The 26,206-nt window shown below is 74.9% G+C and carries 1 protein-coding gene; it reads right to left on the bottom strand.

Annotation, left to right across the window (positions count from 1 at the left end):
* Positions 1-39: 39 nt before the first annotated feature.
* The gene (locus tag ACSDG8_RS27900; protein ID WP_439427364.1) at positions 40-26,157 is read right to left on the bottom strand and encodes an SDR family NAD(P)-dependent oxidoreductase; all 26,118 of its coding nucleotides are present in this window, start codon (positions 26,155-26,157) and stop codon (positions 40-42) included.
* Positions 26,158-26,206 lie beyond the last annotated feature (49 nt).

Below are 26,206 nucleotides of genomic sequence, written 5' to 3'. Positions count from 1 at the left end.
GTCGGAACTTGTCATGGTGATCCTCCGCTGGGGACGTCGTCAGGAGTCGGTGCCGAGCGCCATGGCGATCAGGTCGTCGGCGCCCATCGCGTCGATCGTGTCGTCGGTGCGCCGCTCGCCGGTCGCCGTCCGTCCGGCGAGCTTCAGCACCTGGTCGAGCAGTCCGCTCTCGCGCAGCGCCCGGACGGGGACGGCCGCCAGCGCCGCGCGCACGTCGGCGTCGTCGTCGTCGGTGCCGGCCGGCTGGTCCGGCGCCAGCTCGGTGAGCAGGTGATCGGCCAAGGCCCGTGGATTCGGGTGGTCGAAGACCAGGCTGGCCGGCAGCCGCAGACCCGTCACGGCGTTCAGCCGGTTGCGCAACTCCAACGCGGTGAGCGAGTCGAAGCCCAACTCCTTGAAGTCGCGCCCCGCCTTGACCGCGTCCCCCTGCTCGTGCCCGAGCGCCGCGGCGGTCTCCGCGAGCACGGTCGTGACGAGCACCTGGTGCCGCTGGGCCGCCGGCAGGCGTTCGATCCGTTGCCGCAGGGTGTGCCGGGCGGCCTGCGCGGACGCGGCGCGGCGGGCCGGCGTCCGCACCAACCCGCGCAGCGGCGACGGCAGCGTCCCGGATTCCGCCCGGGCGCGCAGCGCGGCGCGGTCCAGGTGGACCGGGACCACGGCCGGCTCGTCCAGCACCACCGCGGCGTCGAACAGGGCGAGACCCTGCGCCGCGGTCATCGCGCGCACGCCCGCCCCGGCCAGCCGGCCCCGGTCCCGGTCGCCGAGCCCGCCGGTGAGGTCGCTGGTCTCCTGCCACAAGCCCCAGGCCAGCGAGATCGCCGGCAGCCCCTCGGCCCGGCGGTGCGCCGCCAACGCGTCCAGGAAGGCGTTCGCCGCGGCGTAGTTGCCCTGCCCGGGCGTGCCGAAGACGCCCGCCGCCGAGGAGAACAGCACGAACGCCCGCAGGTTCCGCCCCCGGGTCGCCTCGTGCAGGTGCAGCGCCGCGTCGACCTTGGACCGGAACACCGCGTCGAGCCGGCTCCGGTCCAGCGAGCCGATCGCACCGTCGTCGAGCACCCCCGCGGTGTGCACCACGACGTCGACCGGGTGCGCGTCGAGCAGCCCGGTCACCGCCGCCCGGTCCGCCAGGTCGGCGGCCACCACCACCGCCTCGGCGCCGTGCGACGCGAGGTCCGCCACCAGGTCGTCCGCGCCGGCGGCGGCCGGACCGCGCCGGCTCGCCAACACGAACCGGCGTACGCCGTGCGTCTCGGCCAGGTGCCGGGCGACCAGGCCGCCCAACGCGCCGGTGCCGCCGGTGACCAGCACGGTCGCGTCCGGGTCCCAGCCCGGGCCGTCGTCACCGGGCGGTGTGGCTCGGACCAGCCGGGGCGCGTACACCACGCCGTCGCGGACGGCGAGTTGCGGCTCGTCGTGCCCGGCCACCCGTTCGGCGAGCTCGCGGTACGGCTGCTCGGCGTCGGTGTCGAGCAGCACGAAGCGTCCGGGGTGTTCCGACTGGGCGGTGCGGACCAGTCCCCAGGCGGCGGCCGCCGCCACGTCCGCCGGGCGCTCACCGGTCGCGCCCCTGGTCACCAGCACCAGGCGGGAGTCGGCGAACCGCTCCTCGGCGAGCCAGCCCCGTACCAGGTCGAGCGCCTGCCCGGCGCGCTGCCGGGCGGCCACGGCCAGGTCCGTCCCGGTCGTGTCGTCGAGCGGGGCGAACACCAGCCCCGGCACCGGCGCGCCGCCGTCGAGGAGCGCGCCCAGCTCCGCCAGGTCGGCGGGGCCGTCCGGATCGGTTCCACCGACCGACGTCCAGGCCGGCAGCGGCGTGGCCGCGGCGTCCGGCAGCCGCGACCAGGCCAACCGGTGGAGGTGGTCGTCGGGCCGCTCCGCGGGCACCGCCATGGCCCGCACCAGCAGCGCGTCCACCGTGGCGACCGGCGCCCCGAGCGCGTCGGCCGCGACCAGGGCGAAGGTGTCCGCCCCGGTCGGCGTGACGCGCACCCGCAGCGTGGTCGCACCGGCGGCGTGCAGCGCGACGCCGGCCCAGGTGAACGGCAGCTTCGGCTCGCCCAGCTCGGCGCCGAGCGCGGCGGCGTGCACCGCCGCGTCGAGCAGTGCCGGGTGCAGGCCGTAGCCGGTGACGGCCAGCTCCTCGGCGGGCTCGATCTCGGCGAAGACCTCGCCGGCGCGCGACCAGGCGGCCCGTACCCCCTGGAAACGTGGACCGTAGCCGAGCCCGGAGGCGGTGAGGCGGTCGTACAGGTCGGCCACGTCCACCGGTTCGGCGCCGGCCGGCGGCCACTCGGTGAGCGCGTCGGGCGGCGCCGGGCGCTCCGGCGAGAGGGTGCCGGTGGCGTGCAACGCCCAGTCCTCCCCGCCGCCGGTGCGGGCGTGCACGGTGAGCGACCGGCGGCCGGACGGATCGGCGGGCGCGACGGTGACCTGCACCTGCGCCGCGCCGGAGCCGGCCAGCGCCAGCGGCGCCACGATGGTCAGCTCCTCCACCAGCGGGCAGTCGGTCTCGTCGCCGGCACGCACGGCCCACTCGACGAACGCCGTGCCGGGCACCAGCACGGAGTCGCGCACGGTGTGGTCGGCGAGCCAGGGATGGCTGCCGACGGACACCCGGGCGGTGAACACGTGCCCGCCGGAACCGGCCAGCGGGACCGCCGCGCCCAGCATGGCGTGCTCGACCGTGTCCAGGCCGGCGGTGGAGACGTCGGCGGACTCACCGGCGTCGAGCCAGTAGCGGCGGCGGTGGAAGGCGTACGTGGGCAGGCTCACCCGCCGACCCCGGACCACGGTGTGCCAGTCCACGCCGACGCCCGAGACCCACGCCTCGGCCAGGGAGTTCCCGAGCCGGCGGGGACCGCCCTCGCCCCGGCGCAGCGACCCGACGGCCGGGCCGTCGATCGCCGGGGCCAGCACCGGATGCGCGCTGCACTCGACGAACACGTGCCCGTCGAACGCCCGGACCGCCTCGTCGAAGCGCACCGGCCGGCGCAGGTTCTCGTACCAGTAGTCGGCGTCGAGCCCGGCGCCGTCGACGATCCCGCCGACCACCGTGGAGTAGAAGGGCAGGTCGGTGCTCTGCGGCGCGATCTCCGCCAGGGCCGCCAGGAGGTCGTCGTGCAGCGTCTCGACCTGGGCGGAGTGCGAGGCGTAGTCGACCGGGATTCGCTTGGCCCGGTCCCACTGGGCCAGCACCTCGTCCAGCGCGTCCGGGTCGCCGGAGACCACCGTCGCCGACGGGCCGTTGACCGCCGCCACCGACACCCGGTCACCCCAGCGGGCCAGGGTGGCGGACACCTCGGCCGCCGGCAGCGGCACCGACACCATGCCACCGCGTCCGGCCAGCACCTCACGGATCAACCGGCTCCGCCGCACCACGACCCGGGCCGCGTCGGCGAGGGAGAGCGCGCCCGCGACACAGGCCGCGGCGATCTCACCCTGGGAGTGCCCGGTCACCGCCACCGGCCGTACGCCCCGGGCCTGCCACACCGCGGCCAGCGACACCGCGACCGCGAACAGGGCCGGCTGCACCACGTCCACCCGTTCCAGGGCGCGCGCGTCGCCGAGTACCTCGAACAGGTCCCAGTCGGCGTGCTCCCGCAGCGCCGCCGCGCACTCGGTCATCCGGGTGGCGAAGACCGGGTCCGCGTCGAGCAGGTCCTGGGCCATGCCGGCCCACTGCGAGCCCTGCCCGGGGAAGACGAACACCACGCCCGGGTCCCGGCCCGCACCGGTCACCACCCGCGTCGACGGGGTCCCCTCGGCGAGGGCGGTGAGCGCGGCCACGGCCTCGGCCCGGTCCTCCGCCCAGATCACGGCCCGGTGCTCCATGGTGGACCGGCCGGCCAACGAGTAGGCGACATCGCCGAGACCGACCTCCGGGTGCGCGGCGAGGTGCGCGCGCATCCGGTCCGCCTGGCCGCGCAGTGCCTCCGGGTCACGCGCGGAGAGCACCAGCGGGACCGGGCCGGCGGCCGGCGCGTCGGGCGCGGGCTCGGGTTCCTCCGGGGGGGCCTGTTCGAGGACGAGGTGGGCGTTGGTGCCGCTGACGCCGAAGGACGAGACGCCGGCCCGGCGGGGACGGTCGACCTGCGGCCAGTCCACCTGCTCGGTCACCAGGGACACCGCGCCGGCCGACCAGTCGACATGCGGGGTCGGCTCGTCCACGTGCAACGTGCGCGGCACGACGCCGTGCCGCATCGCCTGCACCATCTTGATCACACCACCCACACCGGCGGCGGCCTGGGCGTGACCGATGTTCGACTTCAGCGAGCCGAGCAGCAGCGGCCGTTCCCGGTCCTGGCCGTACGCGGCGATGAGCGCCTGCGCCTCGATCGGGTCACCGAGGGTGGTGCCCGTGCCGTGCGCCTCCACCGCGTCCACGTCCACCGGCGTCAACCCCGCGTCGGCCAACGCCGCCCGGATCACCCGCTGCTGCGCCGGACCGTTCGGCGCCGTCAAACCGTTCGACGCACCGTCCTGATTGACCGCCGAACCCCGCACCACCGCCAACACCCGATGACCACGACGCCGCGCGTCCGACAACCGCTCCAACAACACCAGCCCGACGCCCTCGGACCAGCCGGCGCCGTCCGCCTCCGCCGAGAACGACTTGCACCGGCCGTCGGGCGCGACGCCGCGCTGCCGGCTGAACTCCACGAACACCTGCGGGGTCGCCAGCACCGTCACACCACCGGCCAGCGCCATCGAACACTCACCCCGACGCAACGCCTGCGCCGCCAGATGAATCGCCACCAACGACGACGAACACGCCGTGTCCACCGTCACCGCCGGACCCTCGAACCCGAACGTGTACGACACCCGACCCGACGCCACACTCCCCGCACTACCGTTACCCAGATACCCCTCCACATCCCGAGGCACCCGCCGCACCCGAGACCCGTAATCGCCATACATCACACCCACGAACACACCCGTCGCGCTCCCCCGCAACGCCACCGGATCCAACCCCGCCCGCTCCACCGCCTCCCACGACGCCTCCAACAACAACCGCTGCTGCGGATCGATGGTCAACGCCTCACGCGGCGAGATGCCGAAGAACCCGGCGTCGAAGTCGCCGACGCGGTCGAGGAACCCGCCGCCGGTGGTGTGCGTCGTGCCCGGGTGCTCCGGGTCCGGGTGGTACAGCGCCGTCAGGTCCCAGCCGCGGTCGTCGGGGAACGGGGTGATGCCGTCGCGGCCCTCGGCCAGGAGCTGCCACAGCTCCTCGGGGGAGTCGACACCACCGGGGTAGCGGCAACTCATCCCCACGATCGCGATCGGCTCGTCCGCCGGGGCGGCCGTCTCGGCCGTGCGCAGGTCGTCGTCCTCGTCGGCCCCGAACAACTCGGCCATCAGCAGGCCGACCAGGTCGTCCGAGGTCGGGTAGTCGAAGATCAACGTTGCCGGCAGCCGCAGCCCCAGCGCCGTGTTGAGCTTGTTGCGCAGCTCGATCGCGGTGAGCGAGTCGAAGCCGAGGTCCTTGAACGGGCGCTCCGTGGCGACGGCGTGGGGAGAGCCGTGCCCGAGCACGTCGGCCACCTGCTCCCGTACGACCTGGGTGACCGCGGCCCGGCGCTCGGCCGCGGGCAGCGCCGCCAGCCGCGCGGCGGTGGTCCCGGCGTCACCGGATCCCCGCACGGCGGCCCGCCGGACCGGGACCCGGACGAGGTCCCGCAGCACGGGGTGCAGCGTGCCGTCGGCGGCCCGCTCCTTCAGCGCCGCGCCGTCGAGGCTCACCGCCACCACGGCGGGGGCGGCCGTGGTGGTGGCGGCGTCGAGCATGGTGAGGGCCTCGTCGGTCCCCAACGCCGCCAACCCCGACCGCGACAACCGCGCCAGATCCCGCCCCGACAACGACCCCGTCATCCCCGACGACCCGGCCCACAACCCCCACGCCACCGACGTACCCACCAACCCCGCCGCCCGACGCGCCCGCACCACCGCGTCCAACCCCGCATTGGCCGCCGCATACGCACCCTGCCCCGCCGTCCCCAACACCCCCGCCACCGACGAGAACACCACGAACGCCGACAACCCACGATCACGCGTCAACTCGTCCAACACCTGAGCCGCGACCACCTTCGGCTCCCACACCCGAGCCAACCGGTCCCCCGACAACCCCTCCACCACACCGTCGTCCAACACCCCCGCCGCATGCACCACCGCAGACACCGGGAACCGCGACAACACCCCCGCCACCACCGACCGGTCCGTCACATCACCGGCCACCACCGACACCCGATCCGCACCCAACTCCGCGACCAGACCCGCCACACCCTCGGCAGCCCCACCCCGCCGCGACACCAACACCACCCGCGACACCCCATGCGACACCACCAGATGCCGCGCCACCACCGCACCCAACGCACCCGTCCCACCAGTGACCAACACACAGTCACCCGCAGACCACACCGCAGCACCCACCGACCCACCCACCGGCCGCAACCGCGGAACACACACCTCCCCACCACGAACCCAGAACTCCGACTCCCCCAACGCCACCAAACCCGCCGCCAACGACCCCACCGCATCCACATCCGCGTCAGCACCCACATCCACCAACACGAACCGACCCGGATGCTCCGACACCGCCGAGCGCACCAGACCCGCCACACCACCCTGACCCGCCACCACATCCGCACCCCGCGTCACCACCACCAAACGCGAACCCACGAACCGCGAATCACCCAACCAACCCCGCAACACCCCCAACACACCCGCCGCATCAACCCCCGACACCACCACCACATCCGGCACCACCGAACCCACCGCCACCGGCCACACACCCACCGACACACCACCCACCACCGGCACCACCACCGGAACCCCCACCACCTCCCACAAAGGGTTCGCGGGCACCACGGAGGTGGGCGGCGCAGCGGGCCGGAGGACGAGCTCGCCGGCGGTGAACACCGGCTGCCCGTCGGGGTCGACCACGCGGACGGAGAGGGCGTCGGCGCCGACCGGCGCCAAGCGGACCCGGACCGTGACCGCACCGGTGGCGTGCAGCGCGACGTCGGACCAGGCGAACGGCACCAGCGGTCGGGTGACGTCGGTGGTGAACGCCGCCGCGTGCAGCGCCGCGTCGAGCAGCGCCGGGTGGATGCCGACGTGGTCCGCGGACAACCCGTCGGGGAGCGCGACCTCGGCGAGAACGTCCGCGCCGTCGCGCCACGCCCGCCGTACGCCCCGGAAGGCCGGGCCGTAGTCGAGCCCCACCTCGGCGAGACGGTCGTACAGGTCGGCGACGTCGAGTTCGTCGGCGCCCGCCGGCGGCCACGCCGGAGCGGTGGCGGGGGTCGGGCGATCGCCGGGCCGCAGGGAGCCGCTGGCGTGCAGGGTCCAGGCCGTGTCGTCGGGGACGTTCTCGGCGAGGGAGTAGACGCCGATCCGACGCGCACCGGCGTCGTCGGCCTCGCCCACGGTAACCCGGAGGCGTACGCCGCCGGCGGACGGCACGACCAGCGGCGCGGCCAGGGTCAGCTCGGCCAGCAGGTCGCAACCGACGTCGTCACCGGCGCGGATCGCCATCTCGACCAGGGCGGCGCCGGGCAGGAGCACCTCGCCGCCGACCGCGTGGTCGGCCAGCCACGGGTGGGTGGCCAGCGAGAGGCGGGACGCGTAGAGGAACCCGGCGCTGTCCGGCAGGGCCACCGCGGCGCCGAGCAGCGGGTGCTCGGTGGGGGTGAGGCCCAGGCCGGCGGCGTCGGTGGCGGCCGGCGCTCCCGCGTCGAGCCAGTAGCGCTGGCGTTGGAACGCATACGTCGGCAACTCCACCCGCGGCGCCGACGGGAACACCGCCGACCAGTCCGGCGACACCCCGTGCACATGCAACGCCGCCACCGCCGCCACCAACGACTCCACCTCAGGACGACCCCGACGCAACGTCGGCACCGACACCGGCGCCGGCACCAACGCCGACAACACCCCGTCCGGACCCACCTCCACGAACGCCGACACACCCTCGTCCACCAACCACGACACCGCGTCGGCGAACCGCACCGTCTCCCGCACCTGCCGCACCCAGTACTGCGGCGCACACACCTGCGAACCCGACACCAACCCACCCGACACCGTCGACACCAACGGAATCACCGGCGCCCGGAACTCCAGACCCTCCACCACCGACGCGAAATCACCCAACATCGCATCCATCCGCGACGAATGAAACGCATGCGACGCCCGCACCCGACGCCACTTCCCACACCGCCGCGCCACCGCCAACACCGCAGCCTCATCACCGGAAATCACCACCGACTCCGGCCCATTCACCGCCGCGACATCCACACCCGCGGACAACAACGGCACCACCCGCTGCACCGAAGCCCGCACCGACACCATCAACCCACCAGCCGGCAACGCCTCCATCAACCCCGCACGCGCCGCCACCAACACCACCGCATCCGACAACGACAACACCCCGGCCACATGCGCAGCCGCGACCTCACCAATCGAATGCCCCACCACAAAATCCGGCCGCAAACCCCACGACTCCAACAACCGGAACAGCGCCACCTCCACCGCGAACAACGCCGGCTGCGTGAACCCCGTCCGATCCAACGCCTCACCGTCGCCCGCGATCACCTCACCCAAACCACGCGGCAACAACCCATCAAACGCCGACACCACCTCGTCAAAAGCCGCCGCGAAAACCGGGAACGCAGCCACCAACTGCAAACCCATCCCCACCCGCTGCGAACCCTGACCCGTGAACACCATCGCCCACCGCGACCCCACACCCGCCGCACCAGACACCACCCCCGACGCCGAACCACCCGACGCCACCACACCCAAACCCCGCACCAAACCCGCACGACCACCCGCCACCACCACCGCACGATGCTCCATGGCGAACCGGTACCGGGCGGCCGCGCGGGCCAGGTCGGTGACCGAGAGATCGGGGTGGGACTCCACCAGGTCCCGCAGGCGTACGGCCTGCTCGGCCAGCGCGGCCGGTTCCCGGGCGGAGAGCACCACCGGCACGGTGTCGGGCCAGTCGAGGTCGCCGACCGGCTCCTCGGCGGGGGCCTGTTCGAGGACGAGGTGGGCGTTGGTGCCACTGACGCCGAAGGAGGAGACCCCGGCCCGACGGGGACGGTCGACCTGCGGCCAGTCCACCTGCTCGGTCACCAGGGACACCGCACCGGCCGACCAGTCCACGTGCGGGGTCGGCTCGTCCACGTGCAACGTGCGCGGCACGACGCCGTGCCGCATCGCCTGCACCATCTTGATCACACCACCCACACCCGCCGCGGCCTGGGCGTGACCGATGTTCGACTTCAACGACCCCAACAACAACGGCCGATCCCGGTCCTGGCCGTACGCCGCGATCAACGCCTGCGCCTCGATCGGATCACCCAACCGCGTCCCCGTCCCGTGCGCCTCCACCGCGTCCACGTCCACCGGCGTCAACCCCGCGTCCGCCAACGCCGCCCGGATCACCCGCTGCTGCGCCGGACCATTCGGCGCCGTCAAACCGTTCGACGCACCGTCCTGATTGACCGCCGAACCCCGCACCACCGCCAACACCCGATGACCACGACGCCGCGCGTCCGACAACCGCTCCAACAACAGGACGCCCACGCCCTCGCCCCAACTGGTGCCGTCGGCGGCGGCGGCGAAGGACTTGCACCGTCCGTCCGCGGCCAGTCCGCGCTGCCGGCTGAACTCCACGAACACCTGCGGGGTCGCCAGCACCGTCACACCACCGGCCAGCGCCATCGAACACTCACCCCGACGCAACGCCTGCGCCGCCAGATGAATCGCCACCAACGACGACGAACACGCCGTGTCCACCGTCACCGCCGGACCCTCGAACCCGAACGTGTACGACACCCGACCCGACGCCACACTCCCCGCACTACCGTTACCCAGATACCCCTCCACATCCCGAGGCACCCGCCGCACCCGAGACCCGTAATCGCCATACATCACACCCACGAACACACCCGTCGCGCTCCCCCGCAACGCCACCGGATCCAACCCCGCCCGCTCCACCGCCTCCCACGACGCCTCCAACAACAACCGCTGCTGCGGATCGATGGCCAGCGCCTCACGCGGCGAGATGCCGAAGAACCCGGCGTCGAAGTCGCCCGCGTCGTGCAGGAAGCCGCCCGTGCGCGCGTAGCTGTGGCCGTGGCTGTCCGGGTCGTCGTCGAAGAGGCCGGCCAGGTCCCAGCCGCGGTCCTCCGGGAAGGGGCTGATTCCCTCTCGGCCCTCCACGAGCAGCCGCCACAGTTCCTCCGGGGAGTCGACACCACCGGGGTAGCGGCAGCTCATCCCCACGATCGCGATCGGCTCGTCGGCCCGGATCGTGGTCGTCACCGGGTCGGTCGCCGGCGCCGCCGCGCCGGAGAGTTCGCGCAGGAGGAAGTCGACGAGCGCCAGCGGCGTCGGGTAGTCGAACACCAGCGTGGTCGGCAGCCGGAGCGCCAGCTCGGTGTTCAGCCGGTTGCGCAGTTCGACCGCGGTGAGCGAGTCGAAGCCGAGATCCTGGAACGGTCGGGCGGGGTCGACGGCCCGCACGTCGTCGTGGCCGAGGACGTCGGCCACCTGCCGCAGCACGCTCCGCAGCACCGCGTCGGCCAGTTCGTCGCCGGACAGCCCGGCGAGGCGACCGTCGGTGGACGCGTCGGTGGCGGTCGCCGTGCTGACCGCCCGCCGCGCCGGCGCACCCACCAGGTCCCGCAGAATCGGTGGGATCTCCCGGCCACGCAGGGCGGCCGGATCGGGCCGGGCGCCCACGTAGACCGCCGCCGGACCGGCCACCGCGGCGTCGAGCATGGTGAGGGCCTCGTCGGTCCCCAACGCCGCCAACCCCGACCGCGACAACCGCGCCAGATCCCGCCCCGACAACGACCCCGTCATCCCCGACGACCCGGCCCACAACCCCCACGCCACCGACGTACCCACCAACCCCGCCGCCCGACGCGCCCGCACCACCGCGTCCAACCCCGCATTGGCCGCCGCATACGCACCCTGCCCCGCCGTCCCCAACACCCCCGCCACCGACGAGAACACCACGAACGCCGACAACCCACGATCACGCGTCAACTCGTCCAACACCTGAGCCGCGACCACCTTCGGCTCCCACACCCGAGCCAACCGGTCCCCCGACAACCCCTCCACCACACCGTCGTCCAACACCCCCGCCGCATGCACCACCGCAGACACCGGGAACCGCGACAACACCCCCGCCACCACCGACCGGTCCGTCACATCACCGGCCACCACCGACACCCGATCCGCACCCAACTCCGCGACCAGACCCGCCACACCCTCGGCAGCCCCACCCCGCCGCGACACCAACACCACCCGCGACACCCCATGCGACACCACCAGATGCCGCGCCACCACCGCACCCAACGCACCCGTCCCACCAGTGACCAACACACAGTCACCCGCAGACCACACCGCAGCACCCACCGACCCACCCACCGGCCGCAACCGCGGAACACACACCTCCCCACCACGAACCCAGAACTCCGACTCCCCCAACGCCACCAAACCCGCCGCCAACGACCCCACCGCATCCACATCCGCGTCAGCACCCACATCCACCAACACGAACCGACCCGGATGCTCCGACACCGCCGAGCGCACCAGACCCGCCACACCACCCTGACCCGCCACCACATCCGCACCCCGCGTCACCACCACCAAACGCGAACCCACGAACCGCGAATCACCCAACCAACCCCGCAACACCCCCAACACACCCGCCGCATCAACCCCCGACACCACCACCACATCCGGCACCACCGAACCCACCGCCACCGGCCACACACCCACCGACACACCACCCACCACCGGCACCACCACCGGAACCCCCACCACCTCCCACAAAGGGTTCGCGGATCCGAGGTGGTCGGGCAGCGCGCGCATGACGACGGAGCCGGCCGTGAGCACCGGACGCCCGTCACCGTCGGTCGCCTCGACCGAGAAGACGCCGTCGGCTCCGGCGACGAGCCGCGCCCGCAGGGTGGTGGCCCCGGCGGCGCGGACCGACACCCGCTGCCAGGCGAACGGGAGGCGGGCCCGGCCGGTCAGGTCGAGCACCAGCGGCTGGAGCGCGGTGTCCAGCAGGGCGGGGTGCAGCACGTACCCGTCGGCCGGCACGCCCGGGGGCAGGTCGACCTCGGCGTACCACTCGTCGCCCCGGCGCCAGGCCGCCCGGAGGCCGCCGAAGGCGGGACCGTACTCGTAGCCCCGGGCGACGAGGGTCGCCCGGACCTCGGCCAGGTCGACGGGGGTGGCGTCCGACGGCGGCCACGGCAGCGGCTCCACGGTGGCGTCGTCCTCAGCGGCGACCAGCACGCCGCTGGCGTGGCGGGTCCACTCCATCGCGTCCGTGGCACGGGAGTGCACGGCGAGGGCACGGCGGCCGGAGGCGTCCGGCGCGCCGGCGGTGACCTGCACCTCGACCGTCGCCGCGTCGGGAAACACCAGCGGGGCCTCGAGCGTCAGCTCCTCGACCAGGGCGCAGCCGACCTCGTCGGCCGCCCGGACGGCCAGCTCGACGAAGGCGGTGCCGGGCAGCAGGATCGCGCCGGCCACCCGGTGGTCGGCGATCCAGGGAAGGGTGCGGGTGGAGAGCCGGCCGGTGAAGACGACGGCGTCGGAGTCGGCGAGCCGGGTGGGGGCGTCGAGCATTCCCCGGCCGGTCCAGGTGCCGTCGAGCCAGTAGCGCTGGCGTTGGAACGCATACGTCGGCAACTCCACCCGCGGCGCCGACGGGAACACCGCCGACCAGTCCGGCGACACCCCGTGCACATGCAACGCCGCCACCGCCGCCACCAACGACTCCACCTCAGGACGACCCCGACGCAACGTCGGCACCGACACCGGCGCCGGCACCAACGCCGACAACACCCCGTCCGGACCCACCTCCACGAACGCCGACACACCCTCGTCCACCAACCACGACACCGCGTCGGCGAACCGCACCGTCTCCCGCACCTGCCGCACCCAGTACTGCGGCGCACACACCTGCGAACCCGACACCAACCCACCCGACACCGTCGACACCAACGGAATCACCGGCGCCCGGAACTCCAGACCCTCCACCACCGACGCGAAATCACCCAACATCGCATCCATCCGCGACGAATGAAACGCATGCGACGCCCGCACCCGACGCCACTTCCCACACCGCCGCGCCACCGCCAACACCGCAGCCTCATCACCGGAAATCACCACCGACTCCGGCCCATTCACCGCCGCGACATCCACACCCGCGGACAACAACGGCACCACCCGCTGCACCGAAGCCCGCACCGACACCATCAACCCACCAGCCGGCAACGCCTCCATCAACCCCGCACGCGCCGCCACCAACACCACCGCATCCGACAACGACAACACCCCGGCCACATGCGCAGCCGCGACCTCACCAATCGAATGCCCCACCACAAAATCCGGCCGCAAACCCCACGACTCCAACAACCGGAACAGCGCCACCTCCACCGCGAACAACGCCGGCTGCGTGAACCCCGTCCGATCCAACGCCTCACCGTCGCCCGCGATCACCTCACCCAAACCACGCGGCAACAACCCATCAAACGCCGACACCACCTCGTCAAAAGCCGCCGCGAAAACCGGGAACGCAGCCACCAACTGCAAACCCATCCCCACCCGCTGCGAACCCTGACCCGTGAACACCATCGCCCACCGCGACCCCACACCCGCCGCACCAGACACCACCCCCGACGCCGAACCACCCGACGCCACCACACCCAAACCCCGCACCAAACCCGCACGACCACCCGCCACCACCACCGCACGATGCTCCAGACCGGAACGGCCGACGCCGAGCGAGAGGGCGAGCGAGGAGAGGGACACGTCCGGGTTGACGGTGACGAAGTCGCGCAGCTGCGCGGCCTGGGCCCGCAGCGCCGCCGCACCGCGGGCGGAGAGCGGGACCGGCACCGGATCGAGTTCGGTCACGTCGGCGGCGGGTACGGTCGGGACGTGGTCCGGGACGTGCTCCAGGATCACGTGGGCATTGGTGCCGCTGACGCCGAAGGCCGACACGCCCGCGCGACGCGGGGCGTCGGTCGTGGGCCAGTCCGTCCGCTCGGTGACCAGGGACACCGCACCGGCCGACCAGTCCACGTGCGGGGTCGGCTCGTCCACGTGCAACGTGCGCGGCACGACGCCGTGCCGCATCGCCTGCACCATCTTGATCACACCACCCACACCGGCGGCGGCCTGGGCGTGACCGATGTTCGACTTCAACGAGCCGAGCAGCAGCGGCCGTTCCCGGTCCTGGCCGTACGCGGCGATGAGCGCCTGCGCCTCGATCGGGTCACCGAGGGTGGTGCCCGTGCCGTGCGCCTCCACCGCGTCCACGTCCACCGGCGTCAACCCCGCGTCCGCCAACGCCGCCCGGATCACCCGCTGCTGCGCCGGACCATTCGGCGCCGTCAAACCGTTCGACGCACCGTCCTGATTGACCGCCGAACCCCGCACCACCGCCAACACCCGATGACCACGACGCCGCGCGTCCGACAACCGCTCCAACACGACCATGCCGGCGCCCTCGGCCCAACCGGTGCCCGAGGCGGCGGCCGCGAACGAGCGGCAGCGCCCGTCGGCGGAGAGCCCACCCTGGCGGCTGAACTCCAGGAAGACGCCCGGGCTGGAGAGCACCGCCACGCCGCCGGCGAGCGCCAGCGAGCACTCGCCCCGACGCAACGCCTGCGCCGCCAGGTGGATCGCCACCAACGACGACGAACACGCGGTGTCCACCGTCATCGCCGGGCCCTCCAGGCCCAGCTCGTACGCCACCCGTCCGGAGATCACCGCGTCGAGGCTGCCGGTCAGGAAGTGCCCCTCCAGCCCGGCGGGCACCTCGTGCAGCCGTGGGCCGTAGTCCTGGCTGCTCGACCCGACGAACACGCCGGTGTCCGTGCCGCGCAGCGTGGTCGGGTCCAGCCCGGCCCGCTCGAACGCCTCCCACGCCGTCTCCAGGACCAGCCGCTGCTGCGGGTCCATGGCCAGCGCCTCCCGGGGCGAGATCCGGAAGAACGCCGCGTCGAAGCCGGCCACGTCCGCCAGGAAGCCGCCGTGCCGGGTGTAGGTGGTGCCGGGGTGCTCCGGGTCCGGGTGGTACAGCTTCTCGACGTCCCAGCCACGGTCGTCCGGGAAGTCCACGACCGCGTCGACCTCCCCGTCCACCAACCGCCACAGGTCGTCCGGCGACCGGACGTCACCGGGGTAGCGGCAGCTCATCCCGACGATCGCGATCGGCTCGTCGGCCGGGGCACGGACCGCCGTCACGACGGGCGGGGCGGCCCGGTCGCCGTAGACCCGTTCGAGCAGGTGGGTGGTGAGCGCCTCCGGCGTGGGGTGGTCGAACACCAGGCTGCTGGGCAGTCTCAGGCCGGTGGCGGTGGAGAGCCGCGTCTTGACGTCCACCGCGGTCAGCGAGTCGAAGCCCAGCTCCTTGAACGTCCGGCCGGCGATGTCGGTGCCGGCGTCGTGCCCGAGCACCCCGGCCACCGCCTGCCGCACCAGGTCGCGGACGGTCCGGTGCCGGTCCGCCTCCGGGACGGCGGCCAGCCCGGTGGCGGCGGCCGGGGCGGCGCCCCGCGCCCGGCGCACCTCGGGCAGGTCCGCGAAGAGCGTGCTGGGCCGCGCCACGGTGAAGGTGGCGACGAACCGCTCCCAGTCCACGTCCGCCACGGCGAGGAAGGTCTCGTCGTCCGCGATCGCCTGGTCCAGCGCGGTCAGCGCGGCCTCCGGGCGCATCAGCCGCAGGCCGAGCCGGGCGAAGCGGGAACCCGTGTCACCGGCCGCCATCCCGTCACCGGCCCACGAGCCCCAGGCCACCGAGAGGGCGCGCCGGCCGCGGGCCCGCCGGCGGGCGGCGAGCGCGTCCAGCATGGCGTTGCCGGCGGCGTACGCGCCCTGGCCGCTGCCGCCCCAGACCCCGGCGTTGGACGACATCAGGACGAAGGCGTCCAGCTCCCGGTCGAAGACGGCGTCCAGGTTCGCGGCGCCGACCGCCTTTCCGGCCACCGCCTCGGCGACCGCGTCCGGGGTGAGGTCGGCCAGGTCGCCCCAGTGCGGGACGCCCGCGGCGTGCACCACGGCCCGGATCGGGCCTTCGGTCTCGACGGCGGCGACCAGCTCCGCCAGCGCCCCGGCGTCCGCGACGTCGCAGGCGGCGATCGTCACCCGCGCACCCAGGGCGGCCAGCTCCGCGGCCAGCGCGTCGGCGCCCGGGGCGTCCGCGCCGCGCCGTCCGGTCAGCACCAGGTGCTCCGCGCCGCGCGCGGCGAGCCGGCGGGCGACGTGCGCGCCGATGGCCCCGGTGCCGCCGGTGATCAGGACGGTGCCGGCGGGCCGCCAGACCGCCTCGCCCGACCCGGTACGCGGGGCGCGCACGAGTCGCCGGCCGAACGCCCGGTGGCCCCGCAGGGCGACCTGGTCCTCACCGCCGCCGGCGGCGAGGACGGCGGCGAGCCGCTGGTAGGTCTCCTCGTCCGCGTCCGCGGGCAGGTCCACCAGACCGCCCCAGCGGGCGGGCGCCTCCAGGGCGGCCACCCGGCCCAGCCCCCACACGGCCGCCTGGTCGACGGCCGGCTCGGCGCAGTGCACCGCCTCGCGGGTCACCACCCACAGCGGGGCCGGCAGGTCGGCCTGGACAAGGGTGAGCGTGGCCGCGACCGGGTCCGGGTCGGTCGTCGCGACCAGGGACAGCACACCGGCGACGTCCGGCGTCGCGGCCACGGTCTCCGCGAGCGCCCCGACGGGCACCGGGACCGGCGACGCGCCGAGCGCGCCGAGCGCGGCGGCGACCGGCGCCGCGACGGCCTCGTCGGCGTGGACGACCAGCCAGGTGCCGGCCAGCGCCGACGCGGCGGGGACGGGGAGGGGCCGCCAGTCGATCCGGTAGCGCCAGCGGTCCGGCCCGGTGGGCGCCGCGGGCGGCTCCGGGGCCTCCAGCCAGAGATGGGTCCGCTGGAACGCGTACGTGGGCAGGTCGACGCGGCGGGCCCGGGCGGGCAGGGCCGCGGACCACCGCACCGGCACCCCCTGGGTGTACGCCTCGGCGACCGAGCGCAGGAAGCGCCGCTGCCCGCCCTCGTCGCGACGCAGCGAGCCGACCACGGCGACGTCGTGTCCGCCCGCCTCGGCGGTGCCGGCGACCGCAGCCGTGAGCACCGGGTGCGTGCTGACCTCGACGAACGCGGTGATCCCCTGGTCGAGCAGGCCGCGCACGGCGAGGTCGAAGCGGACCGGCTGCCGCAGGTTTCGATACCAGTAGCCGGCGTCGAGGGCGGTCGTGTCCAGCCGGGTGCCGGTGACCGCCGAGTGGAAGGGGATGTCGGACGGGCGCGGCGCGACCGGCGCGAGGAGTTCGCCCAGCTCCGCCTCGACGGCCTCGACGTGCGCCGAGTGCGACGCGTAGTCGACCGGGACGACCCGCGCCTCGGTGCCGGCCAGGAACTCCCGCAGGGCGTCCGCGTCCCCGGAGACGACGGTGGCCGTCGGACCGTTGACCGCGGCCACGTCGATCCGGCCGGCGAACGGCGCGACCAGGTCGCGGACCGTCTCCACCGGAAGCGCCACGGAGACCATGCCACCGTGCCCGGAGAGCGCGTCGCGGATCACCCGGCTGCGCAGGGCGACCACCCGCGCGGCGTCGGCCAGGCTGAGCGCGCCGGACACGCAGGCCGCCGCGATCTCGCCCTGCGAGTGCCCGACCACCGCGGCGGGCTCGACGCCGTACGAGCGCCAGAGCGCGGCCAGGGACACCATCGCGGCGAAGAGCACGGGCTGCACGACGTCCACCCGGTCCAGGGCCTCGGCGTCGTCCAGCGCCTCGAACAGGTCCCAGTCGACGTGGTCGGCGAGGGCGTCGGCGCACTCGGCCATCCGGGCGGCGAAGACCGGCGAGGCGTCGACCAGTTCCCGGGCCATGCCGACCCACTGGGAGCCCTGCCCGGGGAAGACGAACGCCACCCGCCGTGGCGTGCCGCCGTCGCCGCGGACGACGTCGGCGGCGGCGAGCAGCTCGTCGCGGTCCGCGCCGAGCACGACGGCCCGGTACGGCATCGTCGCCCGGGTGGTGGCCAGGGCGTGTCCGACGTCGGTCGCGTCCAGGGCCGGGTCCGCCGCCACGAAGCGGGTGAGCCGGTCGAGCTGGGCGGTCAGCGCCGGGGCGGTGCGGGCGGAGAGCACCCACGGCACGACCGCCGGCACGTCCCCGCCGGGGTCCGGAACGTTCTCGGGCTCGGCCTGTTCGATGACCACGTGCGCGTTGGTCCCGCTGACCCCGAAGGACGACACGCCGGCGCGCCGGGGACGGCCGGCGTCGGGCCAGTCGGCGTTCTCGGTGAGCAGGGACACCGCGCCGGCGGACCAGTCGACCCGCGGCGTCGGCTCGTCGACGTGCAGCGTGCGGGGCAGGACGCCGTGCCGCATCGCCTCGATCATCTTGATCACTCCGCCCACGCCGGCGGCGGCCTGGGCGTGACCGATGTTCGACTTCAGCGAGCCGAGCAGCAGCGGCCGTTCCCGGTCCTGGCCGTAGGTGGCGATGAGCGCCTGCGCCTCGATCGGGTCACCGAGGGTGGTGCCCGTGCCGTGCGCCTCCACCGCGTCCACGTCCGCCGGCGTCAGCCCCGCGTCGGCCAGCGCCGCGCGGATCACCCGCTGCTGGGCCGGGCCGTTCGGGGAGGTGAGCCCGTTCGACGCCCCGTCCTGGTTGACCGCGGTGCCGCGGATCAGCGCGAGCACCCGGTGGCCGTTGCGCCGGGCGTCGGACAGCCGTTCCAGCAGCAGGACACCGGCGCCCTCGGCCCAGCCGGTGCCGTCGGCGGCGGCGGCGAACGAACGGCACCGCCCGCCGGGCGACAGGCCACGTTGCCGGCTGAACTCCACGAACAGCGACGGTGAGGACATCACGGTGACGCCGCCGGCGAGCGCCATCGGGCACTCGCCGCGCCGCAGCGCCTGGACCGCGAGGTGCATCGCCACCAGCGACGACGAGCAGGCGGTGTCGACGGTCAGGGCCGGGCCTTCGAGACCCAGCGTGTAGGCGACCCGGCCGGAGGCGACGCTCGCGGCCGTGCCGCTGGCCAGGTAGCCCTCGAACTCGCCGGAGCCCTCCGGCGCGGCCATCTGCTGTGCGCCGTACCCGCCGTTCATCACCCCGGCGAACACGCCGACCTCGCTGCCTCGGACGCTGTCCGGGTCGATGCCGGCCCGCTCGAACGCCTCCCAGGAGATCTCCAGCAGGATCCGCTGCTGCGGGTCCATGGCGGTGGCCTCGCGCGGCGAGATGCCGAAGAAGACCGGGTCGAACTCGCCCGCGTCGAGCAGGAACCCGCCCTCCCGGACGTAGCTGCGCCCGGCGCGCTCCGGGTCGGCGTCGAACAGGTTGACCAGGTCCCAGCCCCGGTCGGTGGGGAAGTCGCCGACGGCGTCCCCGCCGGACTCGACCAGCCGCCACAGCTCCTCCGGCGACCGCACCCCGCCCGGGTAGCGGCAGCCCATCCCGACCACGGCGATCGGCTCGTCGGCGTGTTCGCGGGTGATCGCCGGGGCCGTCGCCAGCCGCGCTCCGGACATGCCGGCGGCCAGGAAGTCGGCCACCGCCCGGGGGGTGGGGTGGTCGAAGACCAGCGTGGCCGGCAGTCGCGTGTCGAACTGGGCGTTCATCCGGTTGCGCAGCTCGACCGCGGTGAGCGAGTCGAACCCCATCTCCCGGAACGCCCGGTCGACGTCGACCGCGCCGCCGGAGCCGTGCCCGAGCACCGCGGCGACCTGGCCGCGTACCAGCTCCAGGACCGCGTCGGCCCGCTCCCGGGCCGGCAGGGCGGCCAGGTCCGACCGGCCCCCGGCGGCGGGCGCCGACCGGCGCGCCGGCACCCGGACCAGGCCGCGCAGCGCCGCGGGCAGGGTGCCGGCGGCGGCCTGCGCCCGCAGCGTGGCGTGGTCCAGCCGGACGGCGGTCGCGGTGACCGGTCCACCGGCGACGGCCTCGTCGAGGAGCGCGAGGGCGTCCACGGTGGACATGCCGAGGATGCCGGAGCGGGCCAGGCGGGCCCGGTCGGTGCCGGTCAGCTCGCCGGTCAGCGTGCTCGTCTCGGCCCACAGCCCCCAGGCGACGGAGGTGGCCGGCAGCCCCGCGGCCCGCCGGGTGGCGGCGAGCGCGTCGAGGGCCGCGTTGGCCGCCGCGTAGTTGCCCTGACCGGCGGTGCCCAGCACGCCGGCGATCGAGGAGAACAGCACGAACGCGGTGAGGTCGCGGTCGCGGGTCAGCTCGTGCAGGTGGACGGCGGCGGCGACCTTCGGCGCGTACACCGTGGCCAGACGCTCCGGGGTCAGCGACTCCACCACGGCGTCGTCGAGGACCGCGGCGGCGTGCACCACGGCGGTGACCGGATGCGCGGCGAGGACCGCCGCGAGCGCGTCGCGGTCGGTCACGTCGCACGCGACCACCGCGGCGCCGGGCCCGAGGTCCGCGCGCAGTTCCGCCGCGCCGGGCGCCGCGGGCCCCTGCCGCGACAGCAGCACGAAGCCGCGTACGCCGTGGGTCCGGGACAGGTGGCGGGCCACCGCCGCGCCGACCGTGCCGGTGCCACCGGTGATCAGGACGCAGTCGTCCGCCCGCCACGGGGCGTCCCCGCCCGGGCCCGTGACGGTACGCAGGCGCGGCGCGGTCACCGTCCCCGCCCGCAGCCACACCTCGGGCTCGCCGCCGGCCAGGATCTCGGGTACGCGTGCCGCGACGGTCGCCGGGTCGTCCGCGTCGACCAGGACGATCCGGTCGGGGTGCTCCGCGAGCGCCGAGCGCACCAGTCCGCGCACCGCCGCCTGGCCGAGGTCGCTCCCGGCGTCCCGGGTCACCACCACCAGCCGGGCGCCGGTCGGACGGTCCCCGGCGACCCATTCCTGCACGACCCGCAGCACCCGCTCGACCGGGGCCTCGCGCAGCAGCACGGCGCCGGTGGACGCCGGCACGGCGGCCAGGTCCGGCACGTCGTCGACGGCGGTCACCGGCACCGGCGGCGCCTCGGCGGCGCGCGGCACCGCCACCGCCGACATCTCCAGCAGAGCCCCGGCCCGCCGCCGCGCCAGGCCCTCGGGGACCGGCCGCAGCACCATCTCGGCGGCGGTCAGCACCGCCGCGCCGTCCTCGTCGGCGACGTGCACCGACAGCCCGGCGGCGGTCGGCACGAGCCGGACGCGCAGGGCCGTCGCACCGGTTCCGTGCAGCGTGACGTCGCGCCAGCTGAAGGGCAGTCCGGGGGCGTCGAGCACGGCCGCGTGCAGGGCGGCGTCGAGAAGCGCGGGGTGGATGCCGAAGCCCTCGGCGGCGCGCGCCTCGGGCAGGGCCACCTCCGCGGAGATCTCGTCGCCGTGCCGCCAGGCCCGGCGCAGGCCCTGGAACACCGGGCCGTACTGGTAGCCGTGGTCGTGCAGCGTCTCGTACGCCGTGGCCAGGTCCAGCTCCTCGCCGGCCGGCGGCCAGGGCAGCGCCGGGACGGAGGCACGCCGGCCGGGGACCAGCACGGCGGTGGCGTGCAGCGTCCACTCGGCGTCCTCGGCCTCCTGCCCGGCCAGCGAGTGCACGGTGAGCTGGCGTCGGCCGTCGTCCGCCGCGGCGCCGACGGTCACCTGGAGGCGCACGCCGGCGTCGTCGGCGGGCAGCACCAGGGGCGCGGCGAGCACCAGCTCCTCGACCGACTCCCCGCCGACCTGCTGGCCGGCCCGCAGCGCGAGTTCCAGGAACGCGGTGCCGGGCAGCAGGACCACGTCGTGCACCGCGTGGTCGGCCAGCCAGGCGTGCGTACCCAGGGAGATCCGGGAGGTGAAGAGGTAGCCGCCGGAGTCGGGCAGCGCCACGGCGGCGCCGAGCAACGGGTGGTCGGCGGCGAAGAGTCCCAGGCCCGCGGCGTCGTTCGCGGTGGGGACGGCGGCGTCGAGCCAGTACCGGCGGCGCTGGAACGCGTACGTGGGCAGGTCCACCGGACCGCCCTGGACCACGCCGTGCCAGTCCACCGCCAAGCCCACGACGTGCGCCTCGGCGAGCGACTGGCGGAACCGGGCCGGGCCGCCCTCGCCGCGGCGCAGCGAGCCGAGCGCGGGGCCGTCCAGCCCGTGGACGAGCACCGGGTGCGGGCTGCACTCGACGAAGACGTGCCCGTCGAGGGCGCGCACCGCCTCGTCGAAGCGCACGGTCCGGCGCAGGTTCTCGTACCAGTACGCCGCGTCCAGCTCGGGGCCCCGGACCGGCGCGCCGGTCACGGTGGAGTGGAAGGGCACCCGCGCCGGCTGCGGGTCGAGGCCCGCCAACGCGGCCAGCAGCTCGTCCCGCACCGCCTCCACCTGCGCGGAGTGGGAGGCGTAGTCGACCGGGATCCGCCGGGCCCGGTCCCACCGGGCGAGCACCGCGTCCAGCGCGTCGGGATCGCCGGACACCACGGTCGCCGACGGGCCGTTGACGGCCGCCACCGACACCAGCCCGTCCCGGTCCGCCAGGGCCGCGCGCACCTCGGCCGCCGGTACCGGCACCGACACCATGCCACCGTGACCGGCCAGCCGCTCACCGATCAGGCGGCTGCGCAGCACCACCACCCGGGCCGCCTCGTCGAGGGAGAGCACGCCGGCGACACAGGCCGCCGCGATCTCGCCCTGGGAGTGCCCGACGACCGCGGCCGGCTCGACGCCGTGCGACCGCCACAGCTCCGCCAGCGACACCATCACCGCGAACAGGGCCGGCTGCACCACGTCGACGCGGCGCAGGGCGTCGTCGTCGCCGAGCACGTCGAGCAGGTCCCAGTCGGCGTGCGCGGCGAGGGCGGCGGCGCACTCGCGCATCCGGGCGGCGAAGACCGGCTCGCTCCCCATCAGCTCCAGCGCCATCCCGGTCCACTGGGAGCCCTGCCCGGGGAAGACGAAGACCGCACCCGCCGGCCGGGCCACCCCGGTCACCACGCCCGGCGCGGCGGCCTGCCCGGCCACCGCGGCGAGGCCGGCGAGCAGCTCGTCGCGATCGGCGCCGAGCACCACCGCGCGGTGCTCCATCAGGGTCCGCCCGGCCAGGGTGGCGGCCACGTCGGGCAGCGCCGCGTCGGGCCGGGCGGCGAGGTACGCGTGCAACCGCCCGGCCTGCCCGCGCAGCGCCGCGCCGTCGCGCGCCGACAGCGTCACCGGCACCGGTCCGGCCAGCGGGGCGGTGGGCACGGGTGCCGGGTCGGCCGGTGGCGCCTGCTCCAGCACCACGTGCGCGTTCGTGCCGCTGACCCCGAACGAGGAGACCCCGGCGCGCCGGGGCCGGTCCACCTCGGGCCACGGCGTCTGCTCGGTCAGGAGCGACACCGCCCCCGTCGACCAGTCGACGTGCGTGGTCGGTCGGGTGACGTGCAGCGTGCGGGGCAGGACGCCGTGCCGCATCGCCTCGATCATCTTGATCACGCCACCGACGCCGGCGGCGGCCTGGGTGTGGCCGATGTTCGACTTCAGCGAGCCGAGCAGCAGTGGCCGCTCCCGCTCCCGCCCGTACGTCGCCAGCAGCGCCTGCGCCTCGATCGGGTCGCCCAGCCGAGTCCCCGTGCCGTGCGCCTCCACCGCGTCCACGTCGGCCGGCGCCAGGCCGGCGTCGGCCAGCGCGGCCCGGATCACCCGCTGCTGCGCCCGGCCGTTCGGCGCGGTCATGCCGTTGGACGCGCCGTCCTGGTTGAACGCCGTCCCCCGCACCACCGCGAGCACCTGGTGCCCGTGCCGCCGGGCCGACGAGAGGCGCTCGACCAGCAGCACGCCCACGCCCTCGGCCAGCCCGAACCCGTCGGCGCTGTCGGAGAAGGCCTTGCTCCGGCCGTCGGGTGCCAGGCCGCCCTGCCGGGAGAACTCGACGAACATCCCGGTGCCGGACATCACCGTCACGCCGGCGGCCACCGCGAGGGCGGACTCGCCCCGGCGCACCGACTGCACGGCCAGGTGCAGGGCCACGAGCGACGACGAGCAGGCGGTGTCGACGGTCACCGCCGGCCCCTCGAACCCGTAGAGGTAGGCCAGCCGGCCGGACATCACGCTGCCCGTGTTGCCGGTGAACACGTAGCCCTCGACCTCGGATCCGGCGTCCATCCGGGGTCCGTAGTCCATCGTCATCGCGCCGACGAAGACACCCGTGCGGCTGCCCCGCAGCGTGCCCGGCGCGATCCCGGCGCGCTCGAACGCCTCCCACGAGGTCTCCAGCAGCAGCCGCTGCTGCGGGTCCATCGCCGCGGCCTCCCGCGGGCTGATCCCGAAGAAGTCCGGGTCGAACAGGTCGGCGTCGTACAGGAAGCCGGCCTGCCGCTGGTAGAACGTGCCGGCGGGGCGGGAGTCGCCGTCGTAGGACGCGGCGAAGTCGTAGCCGCGGTTGTCCGGGAACGCGGAGACCGCGTCGGCGCCGTCGAGCAGGAGCTGCCACAGCTCCCCGGGGCCGGTCACGCCGCCGGGGTACCGGCAGCCGACGCCGACGACCACCACGGGATCGTCGGCGTCGGCCGCCGCGGGCAGGGCGTCGTCGTCGGCCGGGGCGTCGCCGGTCAGCGTGACCCGGAGCTGCTCGGCCAGCTCGGCCGGGGTGGGATGGTCGAAGACCACGGTCACGGGCAGCGGCGTGCCCACCGACGCGGCGATCCGGGCCCGGATCTCCAGCGCGGTGACCGAGTCGAAGCCCAGTTCCCGGAACGGCAGGTGCGAGGCGACCGGCTCGGTCGTGCCGAGCAGCGCGGCGACCTCCTGGCAGACCAGCTCGACCAGCAGGGCCCGCTGCTCCGGCACGGTCAGGCCGACCAGCCGGGCGCGCAGCGGGGACTCCGGCCGGGCGCGGGCGTCGTCGGGCGCCTCGGGCAGCTCCACCACCTCCGGGCGGTGGCCGGCGAATACGGCGGCCCAGTCGGCGTCCACACCGTCGACGTGGAGCTCACCCAGGCTGCGCAGGACCTTGTCGAGGTCCGCCTGCCCACGCCGGACGGTGGCGCGGACGCTCGCCCGCGCGCCGGCCGCCTCCACGGTGCCCTGAAGGGCTGCGGTCAGGACGGGGTGCGGGCTGACCTCCAGCAGCACGCCCGCCCCGTCGGCCAGCGCGGTCCGGGTGGCCCGCTCGAACTCGATCGTGCTGCGCAGGTTGCGGCACCAGTACTCGGCGCCCAGCGGCACGTCCTCGGGCAGGATCCGACCGTCCACGGAGGAGTAGAAGCGCAGCCGGGGCGGTCGCGGGTCCAGCGGCGCCAGGACCTCGCGCAGCCGGGGCACGATGCGGTCGATGTGCGCGGAGTGCGCGGCCAGGTCGACCCCGATCAGGCGGGCCTTCACCCCCTCCCCGCGCAGCGTGTCGAGCAGGGTCGCGACGGCGTCCGCGTCACCGGAGACGATCACGGCTCCCGGCCCGTTCACCGCCGCCACGTCGAGCCGCCCGGCGAACGCGGCGAGACGCCGGCGCACCTCGTCGAGCGGCAGCGGCACCGCGAGCATCGCGCCGTCGCCGGCCAGAGTGGCCTGCGCCTGGCTCCACAGCGCCGCGATCCGGGCGCCGTCGGCGAGGGACAGCGCCTCCGCGACGACCGCGCCGACCACCTCGCCGAGGCTGTGGCCGAGCACGGCCGACGGTTCGACGCCGTAGGACCGCCAGAGCGCGGCGAGCGACACCATCACGGCGAAGAGCACCGGCTGGACCACGTCGGTCCGCTCCAGCGACGGCGCGCCGGGCACGCCCCGGACGACGTCCAGCAGTGACCAGTCGAGGAACGGCGCGAGGGCGTCCGCGCACTCGCGCATCCGGGCCTCGAACACGGGTGCGGTGGCCATCAGGCCGACGGCCATCTCCGGCCACTGCGAGCCCTGGCCGGGAAAGACGAACACCACCCCGCCGGGGACCGGCGCGCCCTCGGTCAACCCGGCCGCGCCCCGCCCCTCGGCCAGGGCACGCAGCGCCCGGCGGAACCCGTCCGCGTCCGCGGCCGTCACGGCGGCGCGCCAGCCGTCGGCCCCGCGCTGCCGGGACAGCGACCAGCCGACGTCCGCCGGCCGCCAGCCGGGCCGGCGGTCCAGCTCGTCGAGGAGCAGTCCGGCCTGCGCCCGCAGCGAACCCGCGCTGGCTCCGGACAGTCCCCACAACAGCGAGTCGGCGTCGCTCCGCACGATGTTCATCGCCCCTTCGGTGTCCGGTCCCCCGCGACGGCGGCCGGAAAGGTGGTTC

It is taken from the genome of Micromonospora sp. LA-10 (assembly GCF_051853095.1).
GTDB lineage: Bacteria > Actinomycetota > Actinomycetes > Mycobacteriales > Micromonosporaceae > Micromonospora > Micromonospora echinospora_A.
Note: the sequence above shows the minus strand (reverse complement) of the source record. Positions and strands in the feature narration are given on the sequence as shown.